The sequence below is a fragment of the Corynebacterium sp. A21 genome (assembly GCF_052266655.1).
Taxonomy (GTDB): domain Bacteria; phylum Actinomycetota; class Actinomycetes; order Mycobacteriales; family Mycobacteriaceae; genus Corynebacterium.
The window spans coordinates 284,838-309,606 of the sequence record NZ_JBQPQY010000001.1 but is presented as its reverse complement, the minus strand read 5'-3'; the positions used below and the strand labels follow the sequence as shown (position 1 = coordinate 309,606).

Annotated in this window: 23 protein-coding genes and 1 riboswitch; of the genes, 5 read left to right on the top strand and 18 right to left on the bottom strand. The window is 62.1% G+C overall.

Features of this window, described 5'->3' with window-relative positions; all coding sequences use genetic code 11:
• Nucleotides 1–97: 97 nt before the first annotated feature.
• The 5 genes from ACTU46_RS01405 to ACTU46_RS01385 all read right to left on the bottom strand — a co-directional run bounded on the left by ACTU46_RS01405 (nt 98) and on the right by ACTU46_RS01385 (nt 4,075).
• Nucleotides 98–958, bottom strand: coding sequence for a hypothetical protein (locus ACTU46_RS01405; protein WP_443378224.1), 861 nt, complete (start codon nt 956–958; stop codon nt 98–100).
• On the bottom strand, nt 955–1,977 hold the full coding sequence (gene rsmH / locus ACTU46_RS01400; RefSeq protein WP_443378222.1) for a 16S rRNA (cytosine(1402)-N(4))-methyltransferase RsmH: 1,023 nt from the start codon (nt 1,975–1,977) through the stop codon (nt 955–957). Before rsmH ends, ACTU46_RS01405 begins: the two co-directional genes overlap by 4 nt.
• Nucleotides 1,978–2,154: 177 nt before the next feature.
• Nucleotides 2,155–2,589 carry a division/cell wall cluster transcriptional repressor MraZ gene (mraZ, locus tag ACTU46_RS01395; protein WP_443378220.1) on the bottom strand — a complete coding sequence of 145 codons (435 nt, stop codon included), beginning with the start codon at nt 2,587–2,589 and terminating at the stop codon, nt 2,155–2,157.
• Nucleotides 2,590–3,119: 530 nt separating this feature from the next.
• Entirely contained in the window at nt 3,120–3,512 is a 393-nt protein-coding gene (locus ACTU46_RS01390) for a DUF3040 domain-containing protein (protein WP_443378218.1), read from the bottom strand.
• Nucleotides 3,513–3,649: 137 nt separating this feature from the next.
• On the bottom strand, nt 3,650–4,075 hold the full coding sequence (locus ACTU46_RS01385) for an SAV_6107 family HEPN domain-containing protein (RefSeq protein WP_443378216.1): 426 nt from the start codon (nt 4,073–4,075) through the stop codon (nt 3,650–3,652).
• 201 nt (nt 4,076–4,276) lie between these two features.
• Between ACTU46_RS01385 and ACTU46_RS01380 the strand changes: the two genes are divergently transcribed.
• The 3 genes from ACTU46_RS01380 to ACTU46_RS01370 all read left to right on the top strand — a co-directional run bounded on the left by ACTU46_RS01380 (nt 4,277) and on the right by ACTU46_RS01370 (nt 7,633).
• Complete coding sequence (locus tag ACTU46_RS01380; protein ID WP_443378215.1) at nt 4,277–4,864, top strand: GNAT family N-acetyltransferase; 588 nt, start codon at nt 4,277–4,279, stop codon at nt 4,862–4,864.
• Nucleotides 4,865–5,009: 145 nt separating this feature from the next.
• Entirely contained in the window at nt 5,010–6,110 is a 1,101-nt protein-coding gene (locus tag ACTU46_RS01375) for a polyprenyl synthetase family protein (protein WP_443378213.1), read from the top strand.
• Between the two features lie 20 nt (nt 6,111–6,130).
• Nucleotides 6,131–7,633: an alpha-(1->6)-mannopyranosyltransferase A gene (locus ACTU46_RS01370; RefSeq protein ID WP_443378211.1), complete on the top strand. Its 1,503-nt coding sequence runs from the start codon at nt 6,131–6,133 to the stop codon at nt 7,631–7,633.
• A 26-nt stretch (nt 7,634–7,659) separates the two neighbouring features.
• Here the strand turns inward: ACTU46_RS01370 and ACTU46_RS01365 are convergent, their stop codons facing one another.
• Nucleotides 7,660–8,037, bottom strand: a complete 378-nt coding sequence (locus tag ACTU46_RS01365) for an Rv2175c family DNA-binding protein (protein WP_443378209.1) — start codon at nt 8,035–8,037, stop codon at nt 7,660–7,662.
• 112 nt (nt 8,038–8,149) lie between these two features.
• On the opposite strand from ACTU46_RS01365, the gene pknB reads away from it, so the two are divergent.
• On the top strand, nt 8,150–10,372 hold the full coding sequence (pknB, locus tag ACTU46_RS01360; RefSeq protein ID WP_443378207.1) for a Stk1 family PASTA domain-containing Ser/Thr kinase: 2,223 nt from the start codon (nt 8,150–8,152) through the stop codon (nt 10,370–10,372).
• 305 nt (nt 10,373–10,677) lie between these two features.
• On the opposite strand, the gene ACTU46_RS01355 is transcribed toward pknB, so the two are convergent.
• The 4 genes from ACTU46_RS01355 to ACTU46_RS01340 all read right to left on the bottom strand — a co-directional run bounded on the left by ACTU46_RS01355 (nt 10,678) and on the right by ACTU46_RS01340 (nt 14,236).
• On the bottom strand, nt 10,678–12,066 hold the full coding sequence (locus ACTU46_RS01355; RefSeq protein ID WP_443378205.1) for a class II 3-deoxy-7-phosphoheptulonate synthase: 1,389 nt from the start codon (nt 12,064–12,066) through the stop codon (nt 10,678–10,680).
• 69 nt (nt 12,067–12,135) lie between these two features.
• On the bottom strand, nt 12,136–12,645 hold the full coding sequence (locus ACTU46_RS01350) for a polyadenylate-specific 3'-exoribonuclease AS (RefSeq protein ID WP_443379372.1): 510 nt from the start codon (nt 12,643–12,645) through the stop codon (nt 12,136–12,138).
• Between the two features lie 71 nt (nt 12,646–12,716).
• Nucleotides 12,717–12,953 carry a hypothetical protein gene (locus tag ACTU46_RS01345; protein ID WP_443378203.1) on the bottom strand — a complete coding sequence of 79 codons (237 nt, stop codon included), beginning with the start codon at nt 12,951–12,953 and terminating at the stop codon, nt 12,717–12,719.
• A gap of 68 nt (nt 12,954–13,021) precedes the next feature.
• A complete protein-coding gene (locus ACTU46_RS01340; RefSeq protein WP_443378201.1) occupies nt 13,022–14,236 on the bottom strand; it encodes an acyltransferase family protein in 1,215 nt (404 codons plus the stop codon).
• A gap of 164 nt (nt 14,237–14,400) precedes the next feature.
• On the opposite strand from ACTU46_RS01340, the gene ACTU46_RS01335 reads away from it, so the two are divergent.
• On the top strand, nt 14,401–14,706 hold the full coding sequence (locus tag ACTU46_RS01335; protein WP_443378199.1) for a hypothetical protein: 306 nt from the start codon (nt 14,401–14,403) through the stop codon (nt 14,704–14,706).
• 307 nt (nt 14,707–15,013) lie between these two features.
• On the opposite strand, the gene ACTU46_RS01330 is transcribed toward ACTU46_RS01335, so the two are convergent.
• The 8 genes from ACTU46_RS01330 to qcrC all read right to left on the bottom strand — a co-directional run bounded on the left by ACTU46_RS01330 (nt 15,014) and on the right by qcrC (nt 24,743).
• A complete protein-coding gene (locus tag ACTU46_RS01330) occupies nt 15,014–15,748 on the bottom strand; it encodes a lysophospholipid acyltransferase family protein (protein WP_443378197.1) in 735 nt (244 codons plus the stop codon).
• A gap of 43 nt (nt 15,749–15,791) precedes the next feature.
• A complete protein-coding gene (locus ACTU46_RS01325; protein WP_443378195.1) occupies nt 15,792–16,757 on the bottom strand; it encodes an ROK family protein in 966 nt (321 codons plus the stop codon).
• A gap of 86 nt (nt 16,758–16,843) precedes the next feature.
• Nucleotides 16,844–17,965, bottom strand: a complete 1,122-nt coding sequence (locus tag ACTU46_RS01320; protein WP_443378193.1) for a glycosyltransferase family 4 protein — start codon at nt 17,963–17,965, stop codon at nt 16,844–16,846.
• Between the two features lie 23 nt (nt 17,966–17,988).
• Entirely contained in the window at nt 17,989–18,993 is a 1,005-nt protein-coding gene (locus ACTU46_RS01315) for an NlpC/P60 family protein (RefSeq protein WP_443379369.1), read from the bottom strand.
• 275 nt (nt 18,994–19,268) lie between these two features.
• Nucleotides 19,269–19,919 (bottom strand): C40 family peptidase, encoded by a 651-nt coding sequence (locus tag ACTU46_RS01310; RefSeq protein ID WP_443378191.1) that lies wholly within the window; start codon nt 19,917–19,919, stop codon nt 19,269–19,271.
• 12 nt (nt 19,920–19,931) lie between these two features.
• Nucleotides 19,932–20,106: riboswitch (cyclic di-AMP (ydaO/yuaA leader) on the bottom strand.
• Between the two features lie 901 nt (nt 20,107–21,007).
• Complete coding sequence (gene qcrB / locus ACTU46_RS01305; RefSeq protein WP_443378189.1) at nt 21,008–22,636, bottom strand: cytochrome bc1 complex cytochrome b subunit; 1,629 nt, start codon at nt 22,634–22,636, stop codon at nt 21,008–21,010.
• Entirely contained in the window at nt 22,636–23,856 is a 1,221-nt protein-coding gene (qcrA, locus tag ACTU46_RS01300; protein ID WP_443378187.1) for a cytochrome bc1 complex Rieske iron-sulfur subunit, read from the bottom strand. The genes qcrB and qcrA overlap by 1 nt, the downstream gene beginning before the upstream one ends.
• A complete protein-coding gene (gene qcrC, locus ACTU46_RS01295; RefSeq protein ID WP_443378185.1) occupies nt 23,853–24,743 on the bottom strand; it encodes a cytochrome bc1 complex diheme cytochrome c subunit in 891 nt (296 codons plus the stop codon). The genes qcrA and qcrC overlap by 4 nt, the downstream gene beginning before the upstream one ends.
• Between the last annotated feature and the right edge of the window lie 26 nt (nt 24,744–24,769).

The window sequence follows — 24,769 nt, the reverse complement described above, 5'->3', positions numbered from 1 at the left end:
TCATGCCGTCGACTGTCATTGCGAGGTCGGCCTTGATACGCCGAACCGCGGGACGAGTCTCCTCGTCCCGCGCGTTGACCGCCACCGTTGGGGGGTGTCACTGAGGGGATTCACCTACCTGTTCTTCTCGGGGCGGCTCCGCTGCCGGGGCGGCGGCCGCAGCATTGGACTGATAGGGAGCTACCGCCGGGACCGGTGCGGGTGCCGGACCTGCCTGCGATGCCGGAGGACGGACTTCACCCTCGGGGACCGCTTCAAGATTATCGCTCAGTTCTTCAGTTTCCTCAGGGTTGCTGGATGCCGGGTTCGGCTTCACCTGCTCGCCATTGATGTCGATGATCGGGCGGGTGGTACCGTCCGCCGAGCGCTGCTCGACGATCTCCCCGGCGGCCTGCACCGTGAGAATGCCCGGCTGATTAGGCACCGCCATCCCCATCTCGGCAGCCCGACGGGCGACCTCAGCCGCAGAGCTGGAATTCTCCAGATCACGGTTGAGGGTCTCGAGTTGGTTGCTCAGCTGAGCTTCCTGGGAGCCCAGCTGCTGCATCCGGAAAGTCTGTTCCGTGGAGTGCGCCGACAGCGCCATTGCGGTGGCAATACCGATGGCCAGCAGACCCGACACCACCAGAATCAGCTTGGTCAGCTTCGTGGATTGCTTCGCGGTGGTGGGGGTACGACGCCCACGGACTGAAACGACCTGCTCTGATCCGAGCTTGCGCTGGGCTCCCTTCCGGCGGGCCGGAATCGTGTGGAGATTCTGGAGATCTTTACGTTGCGGGCGATGCGTCCGGTTCGGAGTCGCGGTGCGGTGGCCCAGAGGGGTATGACGACGCTCGCGTTCCTCGACGCCGCGCTCCAGGACCGTGGTCCCGCCCCGACTGAAGTCACGGCTGGCACCGCCAGTCCGAGGTCGACGCTCCTGAACAGGGGGGTTGGTATCGCGGGCGGTGGTACTCATCGAATTCCTCCAGCATCGTCTGCGATCTTCTCAATGGCTCGGACCCGCACCGGAGCGGCCCGGGGGTTCTCCTCGATCTCGGCCTCACTGGCTTTCTCAGCACCACGGGTGATCACCTTGAATCTGGGGGCGGTGCCCGGCAAATCCATCGGGAGACCAGGTGGGGTCTTGGACGCCGTCAGTTCAGCGAACTGCTTTTTGACGATGCGGTCCTCCAGGGACTGGTAGGACATGAACACCGCGCGGCCACTGGGTGCCAGGGACTCCACCACGGCCGGGATGACCGCGGCAAGGGAATCCAGCTCTGCATTAACCTCGATCCGCAGCGCCTGAAAGGTGCGCTTGGCAGGGTGCCCCCCGCTGCGTCGGGTAGCTGCGGGGATGGCAGCGTAGAGCAGCTCGACCAGGCGGGCGGACGTGGTGAAGGGTTCCTTCTCCCGTTCCCGCAATACGGCTGAGGCGATCTTGCCCGAGAAACGCTCATCACCGTAGGCCTTGAGCACATGTGCCAGCTCCCCGTGGGAGTAGGTGTTGAGCACGTCTGCGGCAGTGATGCCGTGGGTCGGATCCATGCGCATGTCCAAGGGAGCATCCGCGCGGTAGGCGAAACCCCGATCCAGCTGATCCAGCTGCATCGAAGAGACCCCCAGATCAAAAAGGGCACCGGCGATGCCGACCTCGGAGACTAGTTCAAAGACCGCCCCCTCGGCAGCGGCAATAGCCTCCGCGAAGCCATCGAACCGGGTTTGCACTGAGGCGAACCGCTCACCGAAAGGAGCCAGTCTTTCCTGGGCATCAGCGAGGGCGACCGGGTCACGGTCGACGCCAATCACCCGGGCCTCCGGGAATACCCGGAGAAAGTGTTCGCTATGGCCCCCGGCCCCCAGAGTGCCGTCCAAGATCACTGCCCGGTCACCCAGCGCCTTAACCTTCGGTGCAATCAGTTCGGCCATCCGGTCCCTGAGTACCGGGACATGCCCGTGGTTCTCTGTGAGGTCGAAACTACGTTCCTCGGTCATGCGGGCCACCCCCTTCGCTGCTTCCTGGCCCCGATTGGCCTCTTGCCAGTTATCTGGCCACGGGGTGCGTATAGGGCCCTGTCCGAATGTTGATCTGATGTCGGGGAAGTACACCAGAGCTTCACTTCGGACAGAGTCCATACACGCGCTCCGTCTCCGGCTCCACCTTGCGGGGAGCTAGAGCAGGTCACCGAGCACTTCGTCGGCGTCGGCAGCGGAATATGCTGCCTCCGTCTCCTGCTGGTACGCGGCCCAGGACTCGGCGTCCCAGATCTCGAGAAAGTCCACCGAACCGATGACCACGCATTCCTTGGTCAATCCTGCGTACTCACGGTGTGCGCCGGAAAGGGTGATTCGACCCTGTCCGTCGGGACGCTGTTCATCCGCACTCGCAGCGAGATTTCGGATGAAGGCACGCGCCTGCGGGTTGGTCCGGGAGACGGCCGCTGCCTTCCGGGCTCGCGCCGCGAACTCCTCCCGTGGATACACCGCCAGGCTATGATCCTGCCCTTTGGTGACCATGAGCCCTCCGACCAATTCCTCGCGGAACTTTGCCGGAAGAGTCAACCTCCCCTTGTCATCGAGTTTCGGAGTGTAGGTACCGAGAAACATCCCGGATCCACCTTTCCTCATCTCTTTGACCTGAGATTCGATTTTCCTTCTCGCTGTGGTTTAACCAGAGGGCCAACCCCCGGTCATCCCAACCGCTGCGCCCCACAATACCCCACTCTCCCCCACTTTTTATAGCAACCCGCCCACCACCACAGCCCCCCGATTCCATAGGCGCAGTTCACAGGGAGGAAATGGTGTGGGGCAAAAACTCGCGACACACGCCGAATCTGCCAGAACTTCCCCAACCTGCCCCACCAATCGCATCAGAATCAAGCACCCCTTTAGTCCCATAGGCAAAACAAAATCTCCTGACCTGCACTTATTGCAATCTCAGGGAGCCTAAAGCTCACTCTGGGATAGGTCTCCCTGGCCATCCCCACGCCAAGTGGGGCGCAGTGGGAGGCCCCTCAGACAAAGGTCGCCCCACCCGACAGGAGAGATCAAAAAATCCGGCACACAATTGTGTGCCGGATCCGTCTCCACCATTTCAGTGAAGCTATCGCACCCTCAGGTGCGGGATTCCAGAAGGACTACTGCCCCTCGAAACGTCGACGGAAGTTCTCCTCCATCTTGCTCGACCGAGCCGACCCCCCAGCCTTCCGGGAATGCCCCTTGCCTCGCGAGTTAAGTCCCATGCCACCGGAGGCATCGCCCCGGAGCATCCAAACTCCAGCGCCGAACATCACAAGGAAGCCAAGTACGGAAAGGATGATGTACCAGGAGCTCTGCTGCGACAGTGCAACTCCACCAATGAGCATGACAAGACCGAGGACACCCAAGGCGATACCGCGCAGGGTAAGCCCCCCACCCGGCCCGCCAAAGTCTCCCGCACCGGCGACAGTAGCGCCGAACTTGGGATCATCCGCGAGGAGAGACTGCTCAATCTCTCGGAGCGCTCTCTGCTCCTGCTCTGATAGCGACACTGTTCCTCCAGCTTGTTCGATCCGAGCCTATTTTATTTCTCTATCTGCTCAACTCCCAGAGTATCGGGAAAGTTCCCGACAATGCCAAAAACAACGGGGAAGGTAGACGAAAGCCACTGAGAGCTTCTGCCAGTGACTCAGGCGGCAACTGGCGAGTCACCAAAGTCCAGCTCCACCTCGGCAAGAAAGGCTTCGGAATGGGACATCAGCTCAGCCACGATCCGGGGATCTGGATCACGCTCGATTCCGGAGGAGACCCGGGAGCGGAAGCGGGAGTAACCCTCAAAAATCCCCGCCCAGCGAATTCCGGACTCGTCCACGAGCCGCAGCTGACCCCAGGCATCAGTCGGCTTGCGCTTGCGCCGGGCCACCGGACTATCCGCAATCCTGGCCCCCGCCACCCGCAGCGCCGCCTGGTAGGAGTACTCCAATGCCAGATCAACCTTTCCGGCAGTCCGATACGCACGAGACTGGTCCAGGAGAATCCGGGCACGGGAAAGGAAGTCCGAGCGCCGGCCACCCTCCCGGATGAAGCGCGTGGTTGCGGAGATGACCTGTGCCATGGCGACTGCCCCTTTCCCGAGCTCTTCTGCCTGTACACCACCTGAAACTATCAACCCCGCCAGACCTAAAAACCCCAAGAGTCCAGCAGGATCGAACCTTTGTTCTAATTTTAGGATATGGGCGCTCTCCAGCGCAAGGGTGCGGGGAGGAAAATCTCCCACTTTTCCCAACCAACCGACTGTTCGTGGTTCTATAGGGAAGTGACTGTGTCAATCCGCCGCCTGACAGCGCCTGAGTTTTCGGTAAACTGCCCCGAATTTGTCGATATCTACATTTCGGCGATGGGCTATGAGCCCGAAATCCGGGATTCCCGCATCAACGCCTGGCGCCGGGAAATCCACCAGCCCGGCTTCACCGCCGTCTGCGCCGTGGAGCACGGGGAAATTCTCGGCATCGCCTATGGCTTCCTGGGTTCCCCGGACCACTGGTGGCATCTCCAACTGCGCCGCGGGATCAATCAGAACGGCGGCCCCTCCGACTCGGAGCATGAGTTGCTGCGGAACTACTTCGAGGTGGCGGAGATTCACGTTCGCGTCGGAAATCAAGGACGCGGCATCGGCCGGGCCTTGCTGACGGAACTGCTACGGAACGCACCAGCGGGCAATGCGGTGCTCTCCACCCCGGAAGTGCCGCAGGAGAGCAACCGGGCTTTCGGGCTCTATCGTTCCCTCGGGTTCCGGGATGTGCTGCGCAATTTCCACTTCACCGGCGATCGGCGTCCCTTTGCAATCCTGGCCACGCGCCTTCCACTTCCGCTGGCGATCTCGGCATCCAGACGGGAAGAGTAGGTCCACCACACCAGCCCGGAGCACTTCTGAGGGACCGATCTCCCCCGGCCCCTCAGTTCCCTTCCGACCGAAACTCCGGTGTCTATGCTCCGGTGGGTATCGTGGGTAGTCGATCCATCGCCATTTATGACCCGGAGGTCCGCCGTTGTCCGCTCCTGACCTGAGAGCCCTCTCGATAGACCAGATCCCCGATGCTTCGCGCGAGATGCTCGCCGAGTACTTCCGGTCTCGACAGGCCGAGATTGACCGGATCGGTGCCCCTGTGGATGCCGCGGTCTCCTACCTGCGTGATTTCGTGCTCGGTGGCGGCAAGCGGGTTCGGCCGCTCTACGCTTGGGCAGGCTTCCTCGGAGCCGGCGGCCTCGAGCACAGCTCTGAGGACCCTGCGGCGGTGCTCCGGGCAGTCAGCTCCCTGGAGCTGATCCAGGCCTGTGCCCTGATCCACGATGACATCATCGATTCCTCGGACACCCGGCGCGGAAACCCGACGGTCCACCGCGCCGTCGAAAAGCGGCACGGTGGACAGGAGTGGGCCGGGGACGCCGCCCACTTCGGTGAATCCGTGGCGATCTTGGTCGGTGACCTCGCGCTGGCCTGGGCCGACGACCTGATCTACGACTCCGGTCTGAGCCTTGCGGCCCTGTCCCGGCTACGTTCCCCCTGGCGTGCGATGCGCACCGAGGTGATTGGTGGGCAGCTGCTCGATATCAGCCTTGAGGCGACCGCAGATGAACGGGTGGAGTTGGCGGAATCGGTGAATCGTTTCAAGACCGCCGCCTACACCATTGAGCGACCACTACATATGGGTGCCGTGATCGCCGGCGCCGGCGCAGACCTCATCGAGGCCTTCCGCGGTTATGGCCGCGATATTGGTGTGGCCTACCAGCTCCGGGATGATCTACTCGGTGTCTTTGGTGACCCCTCGATCACCGGCAAGCCTGCCGGGGATGACCTCCGGGAGGGCAAGCGCACCGTGATGTTGGCGTTGGCGCTGCAGCGTGCCGATTCCTCAGATCCGGCCGCTGCGGCCACGCTGCGGGAGGGTATCGGCCGGGTCACCTCGCCCACCGAGATTGCCGCCCTAGCCCAGGTGGTCCGGGACACCGGGGTCGCAGATGAGATCGAACACCGGATCAGTGTGCTGACCGAATCCGGGCTGGCACACCTGGATGCGGTCTCGCTGCCCGCCGAGGTCTCGGAGACGCTGCGCACCTTGGCTATCCGTTCCACTGAACGCCGCATGTGAGGAAACTTGAACCACTCATCATGACCATCGAGACGTACCGACTCCCCCGCGCCAGCCTCATCGGGCTTTTTGGCGCCATCCTGATCACCCTAGGGTCATTCGGTGGCGGTGCCACCCGCAACCGGGGCGGCATTCTGGAGCTCATCGGACTGGACTTCCTCACTTACGGCCACGGTGCCGGTATTTCCAACGCGATATTCTTTTTTGGCATGGTGCTGCTGGTCGTCGGCTGGGCGTTGTTGGGTCGGCAGACCGTCTTCGGCGACCTGGTGATCGGTGCTGGCGGTCGCTTCAAGACGGTGCGCCGTTCGATGTGGCTCTGGGTGCTGCCCTTCGTGGTGGCGGCCCCGATGCTTTCCCGGGACGTCTATTCCTACCTCATGCAGGGAGCGATGGTCCGGGACGGCTTCGACCCCTATTCCCAGGGTGCGGCGGTCAACCCGGGGCCGATGCTGCTCGAGGTCTCCCATGACTGGCGCAACACCACCACCCCTTATGGGCCGCTGCACCTGTGGCTCGGTGAGATCGTCACCCGGATCGTCGGGGACAATGTCACCCTCGGAGTATTCCTCTACAAGGTGATCTCGCTGGCGGGTTTCGCTGCGATCGCCTGGTCAATCCCGTTGATCGCCAAGCACCTGGGTGGCAATCCCTCCACCGCCCTGTGGTTGGGTGTGGCCAATCCGGTGATGGTGCTCCATCTGGTCGGGGGCATGCACAATGAGTCGATCATGGTCGGCATGGTTAGCGTCGGCCTGCTGCTGAGCCTGCGTCGCCACTTCATCAGCGGGATCGCCCTCATCGCAGTGGCGGTCTCGCTCAAGGCCACCGCAGCCATCGCGCTGCCCTTCGTGGTCTGGATGATGGTCAACCACTACGCCCCGGGCACCAACGCGAGACTAAAACGCACCGGGGCCTTTCTGCTCACCGGTGTCCTCGGGGCATTGGAGACGGTGGCGGTGGTTGCCCTGGTGACCTGGGTCTCGGGATCATCCTGGGGTTGGCTGACGGAAATCTCCGGCAACTCCAAGGTGATCAACCCGCTGGCCTTCCCCTCGCTCTTCGCGGGATTGATCAGCCCCTACTTCCGGCTCTTCGACGAGGACTTCGGATATAACACGACCCTTGCGGTCCTGCGTACCCTTTCAATGGTCCTGATGCTCGCAGGTCTGGCGGCCACCTGGTGGCTCTTCCGCCAGCGTGACAAACGCGCGGTGCAGGGGATCACCGCCGCTTATTCAGTGGCCTTCGTCTTCAACTCGGTGACACTGCCCTGGTACTACGCCAGTGTGATCAGCCTGCTGGGGACCTACCGGCCCCCGCTGTGGCTGCTGAAGTTCAGTACCGGGGCATCCATGGTGATTGCGCTCAGCTTCTCGGGCAGTGGTAACCATCAGCTCTATAACGTGCCCTGGATGATCCTCTGTGTGATCTGTGCCTGGGTGGCGGTGGAGTTTATCTTCACCGAGCTCAAGACCTCATTGACCACGCAGGAACCGGCCAAGGCCGAAACCACCGCCTGAGCGGTGGCGTCGATAAGCGGGGTGGGTTAGATCGCCATTCCCTGGGCGCGGCGGACGACCTCGCGGGCCAGGTGCCCCTGGAGCCCGTCGATGGGACGGCCCGGTAGGGACTCATCTTCGGTGTAGAGGAATTTCAGGATTCCTTCGGTGTCATAACCGCCGTCATGGAGCAGGGTGATGGTTCCGGAGAGGAACTTGTTCACCGAGGATTCACCCGACTTCTCGATGAAGAAGGCTACGGGGACGTGGCGCACACCATCGCGTACCACTGCCAGCACTTTTCCGGTGTTGAGCAGATCGTTGACGCGGGTGATAGGCACATTGAGAAGCTCGGCAACCTCGGGGAGGTTGAGCAGTTTCTCATCGGCTGGCAGGATGTCATGGGGAACAGAGTGGAGATTCACAACTTCAAGATACTTCCTTTCCGGTGGATCCGACACCATCGGACCCTATTGGAGGTCTTCTCACCTGATGTCAGATAACACTTGGCAGGGTCGATCCGTCATACTTGGGGGCATGGTTCAACTAAAGGTGGGAGACGTACTCGAGAGCCGCTACCGCATCGATCATCCAATCGCCCGGGGCGGCATGTCGACGGTCTACCGCTGTGTCGATCTTCGCCTGGGACGGGCGGTGGCCACCAAGGTCATGGATCCCCGCTATATCGACGACCCGGTGTTCCGGCAACGTTTCCGTCGTGAGGCCCGGGCAATGGCACAGCTCTCCCATCCCAACCTGGTCAATGTCTACGACTTCGGCTCGGATGGTGACCACCTCTTCCTGGTGATGGAACTGATCCGGGGCGGCACCCTGCGGGAGCTGATCGCCGAACGTGGTCCGATGCCGCCTCATGCCGCCACCTCAGTGGTACGCGCCATTCTCACCGGACTCTCGGTGGCACACACCGCTGGCATGGTGCACCGCGACATCAAACCGGACAATGTGCTCATCAATGATGATCATCAGGTCAAGCTCGCGGATTTCGGCCTGGTGCGCTCCACCGCCCGGAGCACCAGCACCACCGACCAGATCGTGGGCACGGTGTCTTATCTCTCCCCCGAGCAGGTCGAGGGCAGCGATATCGGCCCGGCCAGTGATGTCTACTCCACGGGAATCCTGCTCTTTGAACTGCTCACCGGCGGCACCCCCTTTCACGGTGAGACCGACCTCGCGCATGCCTTCGCACGCCTGCAGCAGGATGTCCCGGCACCCAGTTCCCTCATTGAGGGCGTCCCGCAGCTCTTCGATGAACTCGTCGGTACCGCCACCTCCCGCAATCCGGCGGACCGTTTCACCGATGCCGCTGAGTTCCTCGCCGCACTTGACGATGTCGCCGCCGAATTGGCCCTGCCGGCCTTCAAGGTCCCGGTGCCACGCAACGCGGCCGCCCACCGGGCAGCTGCCATCCCCACCGACACCACCGGAATCGTCGGCCCCCTGGAGCCGACCGGGATCATCTCCGATGCCACCGATGAAACCTCAGTGATGCCGGTGGTGACACCCCTGGTTGAGGCCGCTGGTCACCGAAGCCGTCAGGAGACCGCCATCGTGCCCGGCCTGCAGCAGCCGCCGCTGGGACCGGTGGCACCGACAAACCTGCCTGCGAACCTCTCTGCGGCTGAGTTGGCGGAGGTGGATGAGGAGGTGGCCGAAAAACCGGTGAGCAACCGCTCCCCGGTCAAGCTGATCGTCTGGCTCGTGGTCATTGCCCTGCTCACCGCTTCGATCGCCGTCGGTGGCTGGTGGTTCGGCTCCGGCCGCTACGGCGAGATCCCGCAGGTCCTCGGCATGGAACAGGTGGCAGCCGTGTCCACGCTTGAGGAGGCCGGATTCAGTACCAACACCCGACAGATCTACAGCGATGAGGTGGCCGCTGAGCAAATCGCCGCAACTGAACCCTCACCAGGTGAGAGCCTGGTCCGCGGGGATACTGTCACCGTCATGGTCTCCCGCGGGAAGCCGACGGTGCCGGGCATCCCCCAGGACCGCAGTATCGATTCACTGCGTCCCCTGCTGGCGGAACGCACCCTGAACCTCGAAGTCGGTGAACCCAGCTACTCCAATGACATCGCCGAGGGCGGCGTGGTCAAGCTCTCCCCCGGCCCCGGCGAGCAGGTGCCCACCGAATCCACCGTCAGTGTCAGCCTCAGCCAGGGTCCGGCCCCCGTCAGCATCCCCTCGGTCGCGGGCCTCTCCGCGGAAGAGGCCCGCGATGCGCTGGAACAGGCTGGCCTGAGCGTCTCCGAGGTCACCGAACACTTCGATGAAAAGCACCCTGCCGGTACCGCCACCGGCAGTCAGCCCGCTGCCGGCGAGTCCGTCACCCGTGGCACGCCGGTCACCCTCACGGTGTCCAACTCGATTGTGGTGCCTGATGTCAAGGGACTCACCCGTGCCGAGGCCGAGAAGAAGCTCCAGGACGTCGGGCTGAGTGTCAGCGCCGCGAGCACTGATTCCGATGAGGTCGCGGACTCCGCCGATGAGGTCATCGCCATCAGCCCGGCCAAAGGCAAGTACGTTGACCCGGCTAACCCGAGCGTCACCCTCACGCTGCCAGGCAAGGTGAAGGTGCCCAATGTCAAGGGCAAGAAAGTTTCCGAGGCCCGGGAGCTCCTCGAGGAGGCCGGTCTGAAGGTGTCTGTCAAGGGCGATGGTGATGCCCGTGTCTACAGTCAATCCCCCGGATCGGGGAAGGAAGTCAAGTCTGGTACCTCGATCACGCTCAAGACGGTGGGCTGAATCAGCGAATGGCTGCCCACCGCTCTAGTGCAGCGTTCGTGGCGGGGCTGGCGCATGCCTAACTCTGCGGAGCCAGAAACTGGTGGGGCGCACTGTCCTGGAAGACATGAGGTAACACAAAAGCCAGCAGGTAGACCCCCGTACTTTCAAGAGCCGCGGTGCCTGGGGCACTGAGCTCCTTGAGAGTACGGGGGTCTACCTGCTGGTTCTTGGCTCACACACCTACCGGGCAAACAGTGCCAGTGTCCTGTCCCCCGGTATCGGTGGATCCCCGAGTCCCGGAGGACTGGGTTCCCCCGCGGTTCCTAGTTACGCAGCATCTCCGCGACCAGGAAAGACAGCTCCAGCGACTGCTGGGTGTTCAGCCGTGGGTCGCAGGCGGACTCATAGCGGCCCGGCAGATCGACATCGGTGATGTCTTCAGCGCCACCGAGGCACTCGGTCACGTTCTCACCGGTGAGTTCGATGTGGATGCCGCCCGGGTGGGTGCCCAGCGCACGGTGGACCTCGAAGAATCCCTGCACCTCGTCGATGACTTTGTCGAAGTGTCGGGTCTTGTAGCCGTTGGAGGCGGTGAAGGTGTTGCCGTGCATCGGGTCGCACTGCCAGATCACCTTGTGACCGGCGGCCTCGACGGCCTGGATGACACCCGGCAGGACGGAGCGGACCTTGTCATGTCCCATGCGGGCGACGAAGGTCAGGCGACCGGGCTCGAAATTCGGGTCCAGTTTCGCGGCATAGGCGACAGCTTCCTCCGGCGTGATGCCTGGGCCGATCTTCAGCCCGACCGGGTTGGCGATCATCGCGGCGAAATTGATGTGGAAATCATCAATGCCGCGGGTGCGCTCACCGATCCAGACCTGGTGGGCGGACTGGTCATAGAGCTTGACCTCACCGTTTTCATCTTCCGCCAGCCGCAGCAGGGCGCGCTCATAGTCAACGACCAGGGCTTCGTGCGAGCAGAAGATATCTGCGGCCCGAAGGTTCGTGTCATCGACCTGACAGGCCTTCATGAAACGCAGACCGGCTTCGATCTCCCGGGACAATGCCTCGTACCGGGCACCGGCCGGTGAGTTCGCCACGAACTCGCGGTTCCACTCATTGAGGCGGTAGAGGTCTGCGGTGCCCGAAGCCGTCAGCGCACGGACCATGTTCATCGCGGCCGAGGAGTTAGCGTAGGCACGGATCATACGAGCCGGGTCATGACGGCGGGACTCCGGGGTCGCAGCGACACCGTTGACGATGTCACCGCGGTAGTTCGGCAGGCCATTTCCGTCCAGGTCGGAGGAACGCGGCTTGGCATATTGCCCGGCGATGCGCGCCATCTTGATGACCGGAGTGGAGGCACCGTAGGTCAGCACCACCGCCATCTGCAGCAGGGTCTGGATATTGGCCCGGATATGGGGCTCAGTGTTGGACTCGAAGGTCTCGGCACAATCACCCCCCTGAAGGAGGAAGGCCTTGCCGTTGGCGACCTCCGCGAGCTGACGCTTCAGCTCCACGATCTCGGGGGCGACCACGATCGGCGGAACCGACTCCAGGATCTTCCGGACCGTTTCAGCCTGCTGCTTGTCCCAGGTGGGCTGCTGCTTGGCATCACGGGCGACAACATCTTCAAACTGCTCCCGGAGTCCGGCCGGCAGCGGCGGGAGATCGGGGAGTGCTTCCTTGGGGATATCTACAGTCCAACTCACAAGAGCCATTAAAGCACGTCTCCGTCATATCCAGAACCTTAAGCCACCCTTAGGTCAGCATGCGCTTTCTCAGCGGTAGGCTCGGCCGCCGCGCTGCAGCGGCAGCGAATCCATGCAGGCACGGAACTTCACGAGGTTGTGTCGGGCGTCGACAAGCGCATCATGAACCCCGAGCGGCGCGGCCGGCAGCTTCGGCCGACCCGCCATCTCCCAGTACTGCTTGAGCTCGCGGGTATAGCGCGGCAGGGCCCGCGGCATCTCCGTCATGTCCCCGAAGAGCTGCGCAAGCACCACATGATCATAGGCCCCCACCCAGGCCCACAACTCCGGCTGAGTGGTGGCGGAGGTGAGAAAGGCCAGGACCTCGCTGCGGATGGTGTCCCTGGACTTCCAGCACCTGTCCGAGGGGCTGGGCAACTGATTGAGCACATTCTCCCGGACCCAGGGGCCTGCCTTGGCGGCGTCAAAACCGGTGGAGACGGCATAGTACTCCCGGCCGTCCTCAGCGACGATGCCGATGGATACCAGCTCGATGGTCTGGCCGTCTTCGATGAACTCGGTGTCGTAGAAATAACGCACGGCGGCGTCTTGTCCTTCCAGCATCATTTCTCCGCGTTCACCTCACTGTGCCGCGGCCTAACGCCACCAGCTTAGTCCCGCTTATCGACGCCCCGAGCGCCGGGGTCGCCTGCCAGCTCAGACGCGGGGATCCCGTCTTTCCCACCGCGACGCCGCCAGCGGCCGAACGGAAGGAAGAGGACGGCAGCAACCGCCAACACGATGACCGGGGCAACAGCTTCACGATGAAAATCAAAGGCGGCGATGAACACATAGCCGATCACCAGGAGACAGATGGCCAGGAGCTTGAAGAGATTCTGCCGATCCACGGCCGGGACCCCCTACTTTCGATTGATACTTTCGGAGCATCACCCTACTCCCCCGAGGGCGGCAAGCTCTAACGCTGGCTACCGGTTCCCGAGATCTCCGAATCCTGCCGGGCACCAGCAAGCACTTCCCGACCCGATTTGGTGGCCTGGTAGGTCTTTGCCGTAGCAGAGCTGTACCCCCCGCCGAGGAGCAGGTGGTCAATCCGCGGCGGCGTCAGTGTCCAGGTGACCCCCGGAACCTTCATCAGCAGCCAGAACACGCCGCCACCGAGGGCGGAAATCACCACGGCCACCACCATCCAGGTGGAGGTTCGGCTCCACAGCTCCGGCGCCCCGAGCTCGATCTGCCAGTCCGCGGCACGGATGTTGTAGTGGTACAGCACCGTCAGGGCGATGGGGTGACCGAGATAGATCGGCAGGGTGTTTCGGCCGAGGGTCTGCAGAGCCGGGGACAGCACCGGGACCTTCGCCAGCAGCACCGCACCGATGATCGCGGCGGGCAGCATCAGCAGGTGCACCACCATATTGATGATCATCTGCATCTCCTGCGGACCGAAACTACCGCCGAGCGGAAGCATGAGGTTGTCCACGAAGGAAGCGCCCAGGACCAGCGCCAGGGTCGACACCCCGAAACCGAGGACATAGAGACTGGCACCGAAGACGATTCGGCGGGGATCCAGGGCGGTGTGCGCAAATTCCCTGATGTAGGAATGCAGCCGGGCCCCGAGAATAAACACCGGAAGATACATGACTGATTTGCCGATCATGTGCCACTCCGAATTCAGCGGCAGGAACAGCAGCGGGGCAAAGGCCACCGCGATACCGGCCCAATGCGGCAGCTTCCGGCTCAGCCAGAGGATGAAGCTGAACAGTGCCAGGGCATAGAGAAACCAGGCCATGTTCCGGGCTTCCACCAGGTGCTGGAGATAGACCACGGCCTCAGGCATCGGGGTGCCGTGGAACATGTTATATTCCCGGAATTTGAACCACAGCTCAACGGGCACCCAGATCCCATAGGGCACGAGGAAGAACCACAGCCGCTTAGCGAAGAGTTCCCGGAAGTTGTACTTCATGATCTTGACCGAGAAGAAACCACTGACCATGAAAAACAGCGGCATCCGGAGCGGATCCAGGAGATGGTTGATCTCTGCGGCGAGACTGTCCATGCCCTGCGGCACCGCCAGGCTGACATGGAGGAGGACCACACCGATGATCGAGATGCCCTTGGCGACATCCGGCCAAGCCAGGCGTTGCGTGGCACTAGCGGGATTGACTGTGGGCATGAACTTCCTCCAGATAACTTCCAGGCCCACTAGCTCAGCTGATTCCAAGGACCCACCATCCCCTGATCCGAGGAAGGTTGACATAATTCTTTCTTTGATCACTGTAGCCCGAACATCAACTCAAGCTTAAATGTCTGATCCATCAAGGGACAGGTCACCCACGAATGGGCCGCACTTTCCCCCGCCACCCCGGGGCCACTGGGGCCCCTATCCACCTGGCTGGTCGGAGGTCCGACGCCCTGAGGAAGCAGAGCCCGCCGTTTTCACTGCACCTGCTGTGCTACCCCGCCCTCGAAGGCGCCACCGAGAAGATGCGTGACGACGCCCGCGTCGCCCCGACCGCCGATGCCCGCCCCCGCCGTGCGTCCCGACTCCAGGCGGTGCCTGGATACCCCGGCTGCTGGACACCACCGCCGAATAGGTCGTTGAACTCGAACAACTCCGAGATGGCCGGGATGCGCCGACCCTGATCGCTCACCACTTACGTCCGCTATCTCGGGGAACAGACCCTGAGCTTCTATCGTTTCGAGGGGATCGAGAAGCTCAAGCATTATGAGGATGCTTACCGAGCCACACTCGACGCCCTGCAGTTGACCCTCAACTGAAGCTGGTGCGGTGATCGCCCCTGCCCAGCGGGCCTTCTACGATTGGGGGAAGGGGCTGGCTCACCCACCATCCAGAGCTGATCCCCCGGGAGTATCTGGCCCCGGAAACACGAGGAACTCCCCAGCCGATCCACGGGGATCAACTGGGGAGTTCTCCTTATATATAGGGCCGCTACTTCAGCTCTGCGCCCTTGGGATAGCCCTTGCCCTGCTCCAGGGATTTCTTCACCTCGGAGGCGTAGACATCGATGTAGGGGGCACCCACCAGGTCTGCGAGAATATGCATCAGGTGGTCGGTCAGCGCGCGGGGCGCGTCACGGTCATCGGGTTCCATCCCCTGGGATCGAATCCACTCGATCGGATCGACGAGCTCGCCCACCTTCATCCGGACCTTCTTCGGCCGCGGCACCCACGTGCCGATCGGGTTGGCATCACGGGAGCCGATCATCCCGACCGGAAGAATTTTCTCCCCGGTGGCCAGAGCCACCCGGGCAGCACCGGTGCGACCACGGTAGACCCGGCCGTCCGGGGAGCGGGTGCCCTCCGGGTAAACGCCGAACATCCCCCCGGCGCCCAGCACCTTCTTACCGGCAGCCATCAACGAGGCTCCGGCGTTCTCGGCCTGCCGGTCAATCGGGATCTGATTGACCGAGTGGAAGAACCACTTCTGAAGCTTACCGATGACGCCCGGCGCAGTGAAGTACTCCTTCTTCGCGGGGAAGATCATCTGGCGCGGGCACATCAACGGGAAGTAGAAGGAATCCATGACCGACTGGTGCGAGGAGACCATGATCACCGGACCAGCCGCCGGAATATTTTCCAGCCCCTCGATCTCAGGACGATTCCAGACACGCAGGAAAGGGCCGATCAACACGTACTTGTAGACCGAGTACCACTTATTGTGCATGTCTTGAATCCTTTTCTTGGGGGGATGCGGAGGAAGGGTTGGGCTAACGGGGCACGACGTGCCGGGCTAAATCAGCTACGCCGATCATACCCGCGTCACCACCGAGTTCAGCGCTGGCAACACGGGAAAGCGGACGATGCCCAGCTCCGACAATCCGGCCGGCGAAGCGACTGACCGCCGCATCCAGGAAGTGCTCGGAATCCCGGGAAACCCCACCACCGATGAGGATCAGCTCTGGATCCAGGACATCGGCCACAATAGCCAGGGCCTCCCCCAGCCAGTGGATGAAGGACTCCACCGCAGCGGCCGCCACCGGCTCGCCTCGTTGAGCGGCGGCAAATACCTCCTGCCCGCTGACGCTCGCGGGATGCTCACTGAGCTGGCGGGTGAAATCGCTGACCGCGTGACTGCCGCCTCGCAGCTCCTCCAGAGCCGATTCCACCAAAGCGGTGCCAGAGCAGTAGCGCTCCAGACAGCCCCGCTTCCCGCAGGGGCAGGGCCGACCACCTGGTACCACGGGAAGGTGGCCAAATTCCGGGGCTGTGCCATAAGCGCCACGGTAAATTTCACCACCGACCATCAACGTGGCACCGATGCCGGTGCCAATGGCCAGCAGCACCCAATTGTCCGCCTCCCGGGCCGCACCAAAACGGTACTCACCCCAAGCCGCGGAATTGGCATCATGTTCCAAACGCACCGGCAGGTCCAGCAGACCGGTGATGATCCGACGGACCGGGGCATCTCGCCAGGGTAGGTGTGGAGCGAAGCGGACAATCTCGCACTGCGGATCCAGGAAACCTGCCACTGACAGGCCCACCGCCTGGATCTCGTGGTCGTGACGCAGCTGGGTCACGAGTTCGGCGATACCCACCTCAAGATCGTCGACGGTCTGCGGAGTCGGCATCGAACGGGAGTCGATGATCTTCCCAGACTCGGTCACGACACCGGCCCGGAGATTAGTACCTCCGATGTCTAGACCAACCGTGTGCGCGGTCGGGAAGAAGGACATGCGGCCGCCTTAGCTCAGAAATCGGAGAGAAACATCAAGGATTACCCCGCAAGTATAACGGGGCCGTAAATCATCATCACATTGGCTCAGGAAGCATCCAGAATCTGACGCAGCCGCTGCCCCATCTGCTGCCAGGTCCACTCCTGCTCTACATGACGACGCCCCGCCTGACCCATGCGCAAACGCCGGGCAGGATCGCCGAGAAGGTCATCGGCGGCGTCGATAAGCGCCTCCAGGTCACGCCCCCCGACGACGATGCCGGTTTCCGGGGTCACCGTTTCCGGGGCGCCGCCGGAATCACCGGCGATCACCGGCACCGCGCAGGCCTGAGCCTCCAGGTAGACGATGCCGAGTCCCTCCACGTCTAAACCACGGCCCCGGGTGCGCGCTGGCATCGCGAAGACATCCGCTGCCGCCAACAGTGAGATCATCCGCTCCAGATTCACCTTGCCGGTGAACACCACCGCCTCCCCCAGCGGTGCCGCGAGCTTCCGGAGCCGAGGACCGTGGGAACCCTGCCCCACGATCACCAGCCGGGTGCCCGGATGACGCCGACGGATCTCCGGCAATACGCGGATCAACTGATCCTGTCCTTTGCGCGGCACCAGCCGGGAGATACAGACCAACAGCGGACCTTCTCCAAATTCCGTTCGAATCTGCGACTTCTCCGAAGAGTTCAGTGGCTGGAAGAGCCCGATGTCCACCCCGGACGGCAGATGCCGGAACTCCGGGTGGGTACCGAAGGCCCGGCGGAACCGGCGCAGCGTGTACTCAGAGATATAGGTGACCACATCGCTTTCCCGGCCGATGCGCCGGAGAACCTGACGGGCCCCGGGTACCATCGACCAGCCCACCTCATGCCCATGCGTGGTAGCGACGATCCGGCTGGCGCCGGCCTCGCGGGCCGCCCCAGCCATCAATGCCAGTGGTGCTGCAGCCCCGAACCAGACCGTGTCAATCCCCCGCTCCCGGATGATCTCAGCCATCCGTCGGGTGGTCGCCGGGGTCGGCAACATGATCTTCCGGGGCCAACGGATCACCTCATAGGCGGCCTGTCGGTCATAGTCCACAGCGGCATCTGCATCCTGAGTGGAAGCGAACACCGTGATCTCGGCTGGATCAAGGGTATCCACAAAATCCCGAAGGTAGGACTGGATGCCACCGATCGTCGGCGGAAAGTCATTGGTCACCAGGAGAGTTCGGCCCATGCCCACCTACCTTAGTGAGCGACTCAGAAACGGCTGGCACCGTGCCAGGGCATCGAGTCCACCGAGACCACCTGAACCGGAATTCCGTAGTCCGAGGCGTGGACAATCATGCCCTGCCCGATATAGAGCCCGACATGAGTCGCCCCAGGGAAATATCCCACCACATCACCGGGCTGCAGCTCCCCACGAGTGACCGCGGTACCGCCTGCCATCTGCGCCTGCGAGGTACGCGGGACACTCTTCCCCTGCTGCTGATACGCCCAGTAGATCAGCCCCGAGCAGTCGAAAGTGTCCGGCCCGGTGGCGCCCCAACCGTAGGGTGCACCCAACTTCGACATCGCCGCCTGCACGGCAGCAACCGCCTCAGGAGAGCCGACCAGATCACTGAGATTCACACCCTCAATGGGGTTATTCTTGTTCTCCCACTGCTCGCGGGCGGCCCGGTCCAAGGTATCAACCTGAGCCTGGATCTCCTGGATCCGTTCCTGCAGCTCCGATTGCTCCGAGCTGAGCCGCACCCGCTGTTGCGCCAACTGCCCCAGTTGGAATTCCGCTTCAGCGCTCGCTCGAGATGCCGCCTGGTGGTTCTCGGCCGCGGCCTCATTCGCTGCACCGAGATCATCAACCACTGCGGTGTGCTTCCGTGTCAGGGTGTCCAGGTAAGCGGTCCGGTCAATAGCCTTCTGGGGACTCTCCGAGCTAAACACCAGGGTAATCGGATCAATCAGAGAGATCCGGTATCTGGCGCCCGCAACCTGATTGACGGATTCCTGAAGCTGCAACACCGCAGCGCGGGAGTCCGCCACCTCCGCAAAGGCACGCTCCACCGCGAGCTGGTGGGTGCTCAAACCTTCCTCACCCGAGGCAATATCTAGCTCAAGCTGTTTAACTTCCTCGTTCTTCTCCGCCGCCTCCCGGGAGACCTCCTCCATAGTGGCAATCAGATCAGCCAGCTCATCAGCCTTGGCGGTGGGCACCGCTTCAAGGCAGCTCAGAGCAAGCAGGGCCGCGATGGTGGCCGCCACCATCTTCCCGCGGTGCGCGGCAATGGCGCGGAAACCCGGGGTGTGGCTGGCGGAACTCTCAGAATCACGCATCAGCGGGGACTTCCTTATCAGTGAACGCAGAAACAAGCTGACTATATGCCCTCCCCGATCGCAGGAAAAGGCCCCAGTGGGGTGTTCTTGAAGATATTATCGTCTCAGCACCCCCTCGGTGCAGAACACCCCGGAAATGCTTCAACCCCGCCACCCAGTGGGGGTTAGCGGGGTTGGAAAGGCACCTGTGATGCCAGAGCTAAAGCTTAGAAACGCACTGCCGAGTGAATCGGCATGTAGTTCACCGGACGCTCGGTGACCGTGGAACCGGAGTTCAGGGCATCAATCATCATGCCGTTGCCAGCGTAGATGGCGACGTGGGAGGCACCACCGTAGTAGGCGATGATATCACCGGGCTGCAGATCAGAGATGGCGACCGGGGTTCCGGCAGCGGCCTGAGCCTGGGAGGTCCGCGGGATGGACTTGCCGGCCTGCTGGTAAGCCCAGCTGGTCAGGCCGGAGCAGTCGAAGGAACTCGGGCCGGTAGCGCCCCAGCCGTAGGGGGAACCGATCGCGGAACGAGCGGCATCAACGATGGCCTGTCCGTTGGACTGGGTCTGAGAGACCTGCTGGACCGGGGCGGCGGCGGCCGGGGCAAATGTAGCAGCAGCATTGCCATACGCCGCCGGAGCTGCCTGCTCGGCGAGGCTCGGGATGAACTTCTCGATGTTCGGGATGTTCTCCAGGCCCGGGATCTTGGCCAGGGTAGCGGCGTCAACGTTGACGCTGGAGCCGCCGTAGCTCACTTCAGTGGCGTTAGCCGGTGCCGCCACTAGTGCGGTGGCGCCGACTGCCAGTGCAGAGGCAGTAGCGATACGGCGGATGTTCTTCACGTTCTGATTGCGGTGCTTACCCACGAATTTAACTCCAAGTTCTTCCATTGAGCCTGCCGGGTTAGCTGTCGGGTTGGAGAACGGAAGCTCTCCCTCACCGCGCCACGGATCTTCAGCGACCCGTTCTTGCGGTGAATTCACCCCAGAGAATCAAGAGTGGTTCCCCGGCTCCCCGCCGTCCCTCGGATAAGGGATTCGGTCGGAGATTAGGCATGTAATTTTCAGTTGAATCACGCGGGCACTTCGGGTTCTGGCTGGGATGGTCAGATCCTTGTGCCGCAATGTCTCGATCAGGTTACGAAACCACAACGACTGCTGTCTACCCAAGCGGTGGAAACGGAGGCGTTATCGGACTGTTATCGAAAAGATTGGCCTTCATTTCCAATAGGGCAGGGAGGCTCCCCTAAATTGATACATCACCAAAAGTACCCGGTCACAAAATGGTCTCTGCCTGCACGTTTGCCCAATAGACTTTCACTGCCCAAACGGCATTCCTGGTGCCCCCGAAAATCCCGGCACTTTTTCATTTAGATCCAATTGTGATTGTCATCACTAGATCATCCCAAAGCCCCGAAAACCGCCAAATTCAATGATTAACGCGCTCCCGAGAACCTGCCCCCGAGCCTTTCCCAGCCCCAGCACAAAGCAGACATGAACGACCGCCATCCCAGCAAGCGCCGCCGCTACCCGCATCCCGAGACCCCCAGGGACGCTGTACCTGCGCCTGCCGCGACCGATCCTCCGATTCAGGCAAAGACTCATCTGCCAAGTTCAGCCCCTCAGGCGGGCGTATGGCGACGCCAGCCCCTGGTGGCACTCAAACTGCCCTCCTCGGGAGCCAATGCACCCTGTCCACCCAGAGCAACCCAGGTGACGCTGACCCCACCCACTCGGGAAAGCCACCTACCCTGCGTCCCAGTGCACCTATATATACAGTGCGAAAATAGCTGCCCGGACACCGGATTCGAGGTTGATACTCCAGACTCGCATTGGCCTAGGTGGAGGGCGCAGCAGTGCCATCCCCCGAAGCACCAAGAAAGGGAAGTCCCCTGACACCGCTTTCGGTGTCAGGGGACTTCCCTTTGAGACGTAGTTTCTGGTGAAACCAAGAGCTAGTCGGTCAGACCCTGCTTACGCTCGTCCTCGCGGTAAGCGTCCTGCACCTTCTGCAGTGCAGCCAGCTCCTCGCGATGGTTTTCGTGCTCAATCTCCGCCGCGCGGGCGGCGATCGAAGCATCATCCGGGCTGAGGAATCCACCACGGCCGGGACTACCGGCGAAGCCGAGTTCGTTCATCTGCTTCGGAACGATCGCACCGGCGTACTCCAGCGGGATCGGGTGGCCGTGATCGTCCACCGGGCCGAGCGGCTGGTGAACCTCAATGAAGGCACCGTTCGGCATCTGCTTGATGACACCCGTCTCGATGCCGTGCTCCAGAACCTCACGGTCAGAGCGCTGCAGGCCAACACAGATGCGGTAGGTGATGAAGTAGGCGATCGGCGGCAGGAGGATCAGACCAATTCGGCCAACCCAGGTCATCGTGTTCAGCGAGATCTGGAAGTAGTGGGCGAAGAGGTCGTTACCACCGGAAATGGTGATCAGGATGAAGAAGGCAAGACCCATCGCACCCAGACCAGCGCGGACCGGAACATCACGCGGACGCTGCAGCAGGTTATGGTGCGCATCGTCGCCGGTGATCTTCTTCTCGATGAAGGGGTACCCGACCAACAGCACAACCAGGATACCCAGCATCACCGCCACCCAGACCACGGCCGGGACCGTGTAGTTACCCAGGTAAAGCTCCCAGGCCGGCATGACACGGGCGGCACCATCGGTCCACAGCATGTACCAGTCAGGCTGCGAACCTGCGGAGACCTGCGAGGGGTTGTAGGGGCCGACTGTCCAAATTGCGTTGATCGTGGTCAGACCGGACAGCAGTGCCAGAACACCGAAGACGAACAGACCCATACCGATGGCCTTGATACCGAAGAGCGGCAAGATTCGGATACCGATAACGTTGTTCTCGGTACGTCCCGGTCCGGGGAACTGGGTGTGCTTCTGGAACCAGACCAGCAGCACGTGTGCAGCGATCAGAGCCAGGATGATGCCCGGCAGGATCAGCACGTGAGCGATATAGAAGCGGTCCAGCATGATCTCGGAGGGGAAGTCGCCGCCGAAGATCATCCAGTGCATCCAGGTACCGATGATCGGCAGACCAACCACGATGGCGGACATGATTCGCAGGCCGGTGCCGGAAAGCAGTTCATCCGGCAGCGAGTAGCCCATGAAGCCCTCAGCCATGCCCATGATCAGCAGGAGGCAACCGATGATCCAGTTGGCCTCACGCGGGCGACGGAACGCTCCGGTGAAGAAGATGCGGAGCATGTGGGCGACCATGGCGACCATGAACATCAGCGCTGCCCAGTGGTGCATCTGACGGACGAAGAGTCCACCGCGCACCTCGAAGGAGATGTTCAGCGCGGTCTCGTAGGCACGAGACATCTCCACACCATTGAGCGGAAGGTAGGCACCTTCGTAGATGACCTTGGTGATGGAGGGGTCGAAGAACAGTGCCAGGTAAATACCCGTCAGCAGCAGAATGATGAAGCTATAAAGTGCGATCTCACCCAGCATGAAGGACCAGTGGGTCGGGAAGACCTTGTTGATCTGGGTGCGGACCATGCCCGCCCAGGGGTAGCGGGAGTCGAGGTTATTGCCCAACTGGGCTGATTTATTAGTCATTAGGACTTACGCTCCCAGAATGCCGGGCCGAGGCTCTCAATAAAGTTGCCTGCGGCGATGAGGTAACCCTCTTCATCCACGGTGATCGGCAGCTGCGGCAATGCACGGGCGGCAGGGCCGAAGATCGGCTTACCGTGCTGCAGAGCATCAAACTGCGACTGGTGGCAGGGGCAGAGGATTCGGTTGGTCTGTGCTTCAAAGAGCGAAGTCGGGCAGCCGATGTGGGTGCAGATCTTGGAATAGGCGTAGTAGTCGCCGTAGTGGAAGTCTTCCTGCCCCTCACGCTCGATGACACGGGCGGTGTCCTCAGAGCGCAGACGGATCAGCATGACAGCGTTACGCGGACCGTGGATGGAGTGCATCTGGTCCTCGTAGACATCACGGGTCGCATCGTATAAATCGCCATCGTTGACATAGGACTCGGGCAGCGGGAATACGGTCTCCATGCCACCTGCCGACAGATCTTCCGGACGCGCGCGCACCAGTCGGGTGACACCGACGGTGGACATGTGCGTGCCGGTCTCACCGGTGTGAGGCTGAGCGATGGCACCGGTATCGCGCGCCAGGTACAGCTTCACGTCATTGTTGGCCAGGGTCCAGCCGGAGGTCCACAGGGTGCCGTCACCCTGGATGCCGAGCTCGCCGGCCTTCCACGGGTTCTTGATCATGCCACCCAGCGGGGCGATGATCGCGAGACCAGCCAGCAGACCACTGGCACCGAGCAGGCCCTGCAGAACCTTACGACGACCCAAGGTCGAGGTCTGCCAGGAATCATTCAGCAGTGCGACCAGCGTACGACGATCAATCTCCTCGGAGCCACCGTCATGACGACGCTGGACAGCGATCTCCTCAGGAAGAAGATTCTTGATGTAGAGCACCACAGCGAAGCCGAGGGCGAGGATCGCCAGGCCGGAGAACAGACCCAGGGCCGGGGTGAACAGGGTGTACCAGATCAACCCTTCGTCACCGTGGGACTTGTACTCCCAAGGCCAGAACAGGTAGGTGCCCAGGAAGGCGATTCCCGAGAGGATCGAGATGACCAGCCAGATGGAGATAGCGTTGATAGCACGCTTCTCCGCCGGATCATTGGCGATCGGGAAGCGTTCCTTGCGGTACGCGATGGTGACGTCGTCCAGCTCGGTACCGAGGCGGGCGAGTTCCTCATTGCTCATGGAACGCAGTTCCTGAGCGGTGTAATCCTTCTTCACTTCATTACTCATGAACGCGATCCAATCCACATAGCAGCCGCGATCAGCACGACGATGCCGACGATCCAGATGAACATACCTTCAGCCACCGGACCTAGGCCACCGAGGGAGTAACCACCGGGGCTCGCAGTCTCCTTGCTGGACTTGACGAAGGCGATGATGTCCTTCTTCTCATCAGCGGAGAGCTGTCGGTCAGAGAACTTCGGCATGTTCTGCGGCCCAGTCAGCATTGCCTGGTAGATCTCCTGCTCATTTGCATCATCCAGGGTCGGGGCATACTTACCGGAAGACAGCGCGCCACCACGACCGGTGAAGTTGTGGCAGGAGGCGCAGTTGAGACGGAAGAGATCGGAGCCACGGGCTACGTCCGCGGGATCGATCTGCCCCTCGTAACTGGAGCCGCGAAGGGACTCCATTGCGATGGTGCCGTCTTCGTTGTAGACGATGCCGGGGCCGCCACCGTTAGCTGCGACGTAGGCCGCCAAGGCCAGGGTCTGTGCCTCGGTGTAGCGCGGGGTCTTACGTTCAGCCTGTGCATCATTCTGGTAGAGCGGCATACGGCCGGAGTGCACCTGGAAGTACACAGCACCCTCGCCGACACCGATGAGAGACGGGCCACGCTCCTCGACACCCTGCAGGTTTGCGCCGTGGCAGGTGATACAGGCAACGTCGTAGAGATCGTTACCCTCTTGGATGAGAGCCTGATCGTCACGCTGTGCGGTGGCGATCTGGGCATCAGGGGTCAGCGCAGTGGCAATGACGCCAGCGCCGGTGAGACCGAAGGTCAGCGCCAGGGCGCCGGCCGCAGCACGACGTACTTTGCGACGCGCCTTGGTCTTCTTTGCCGAAGTTGCCGGGGCTGCGGCAAGTTCGGATGACTGTGGATTGGTTTCCATCATTTCCCTTTATAACTCGAATGCGGAAA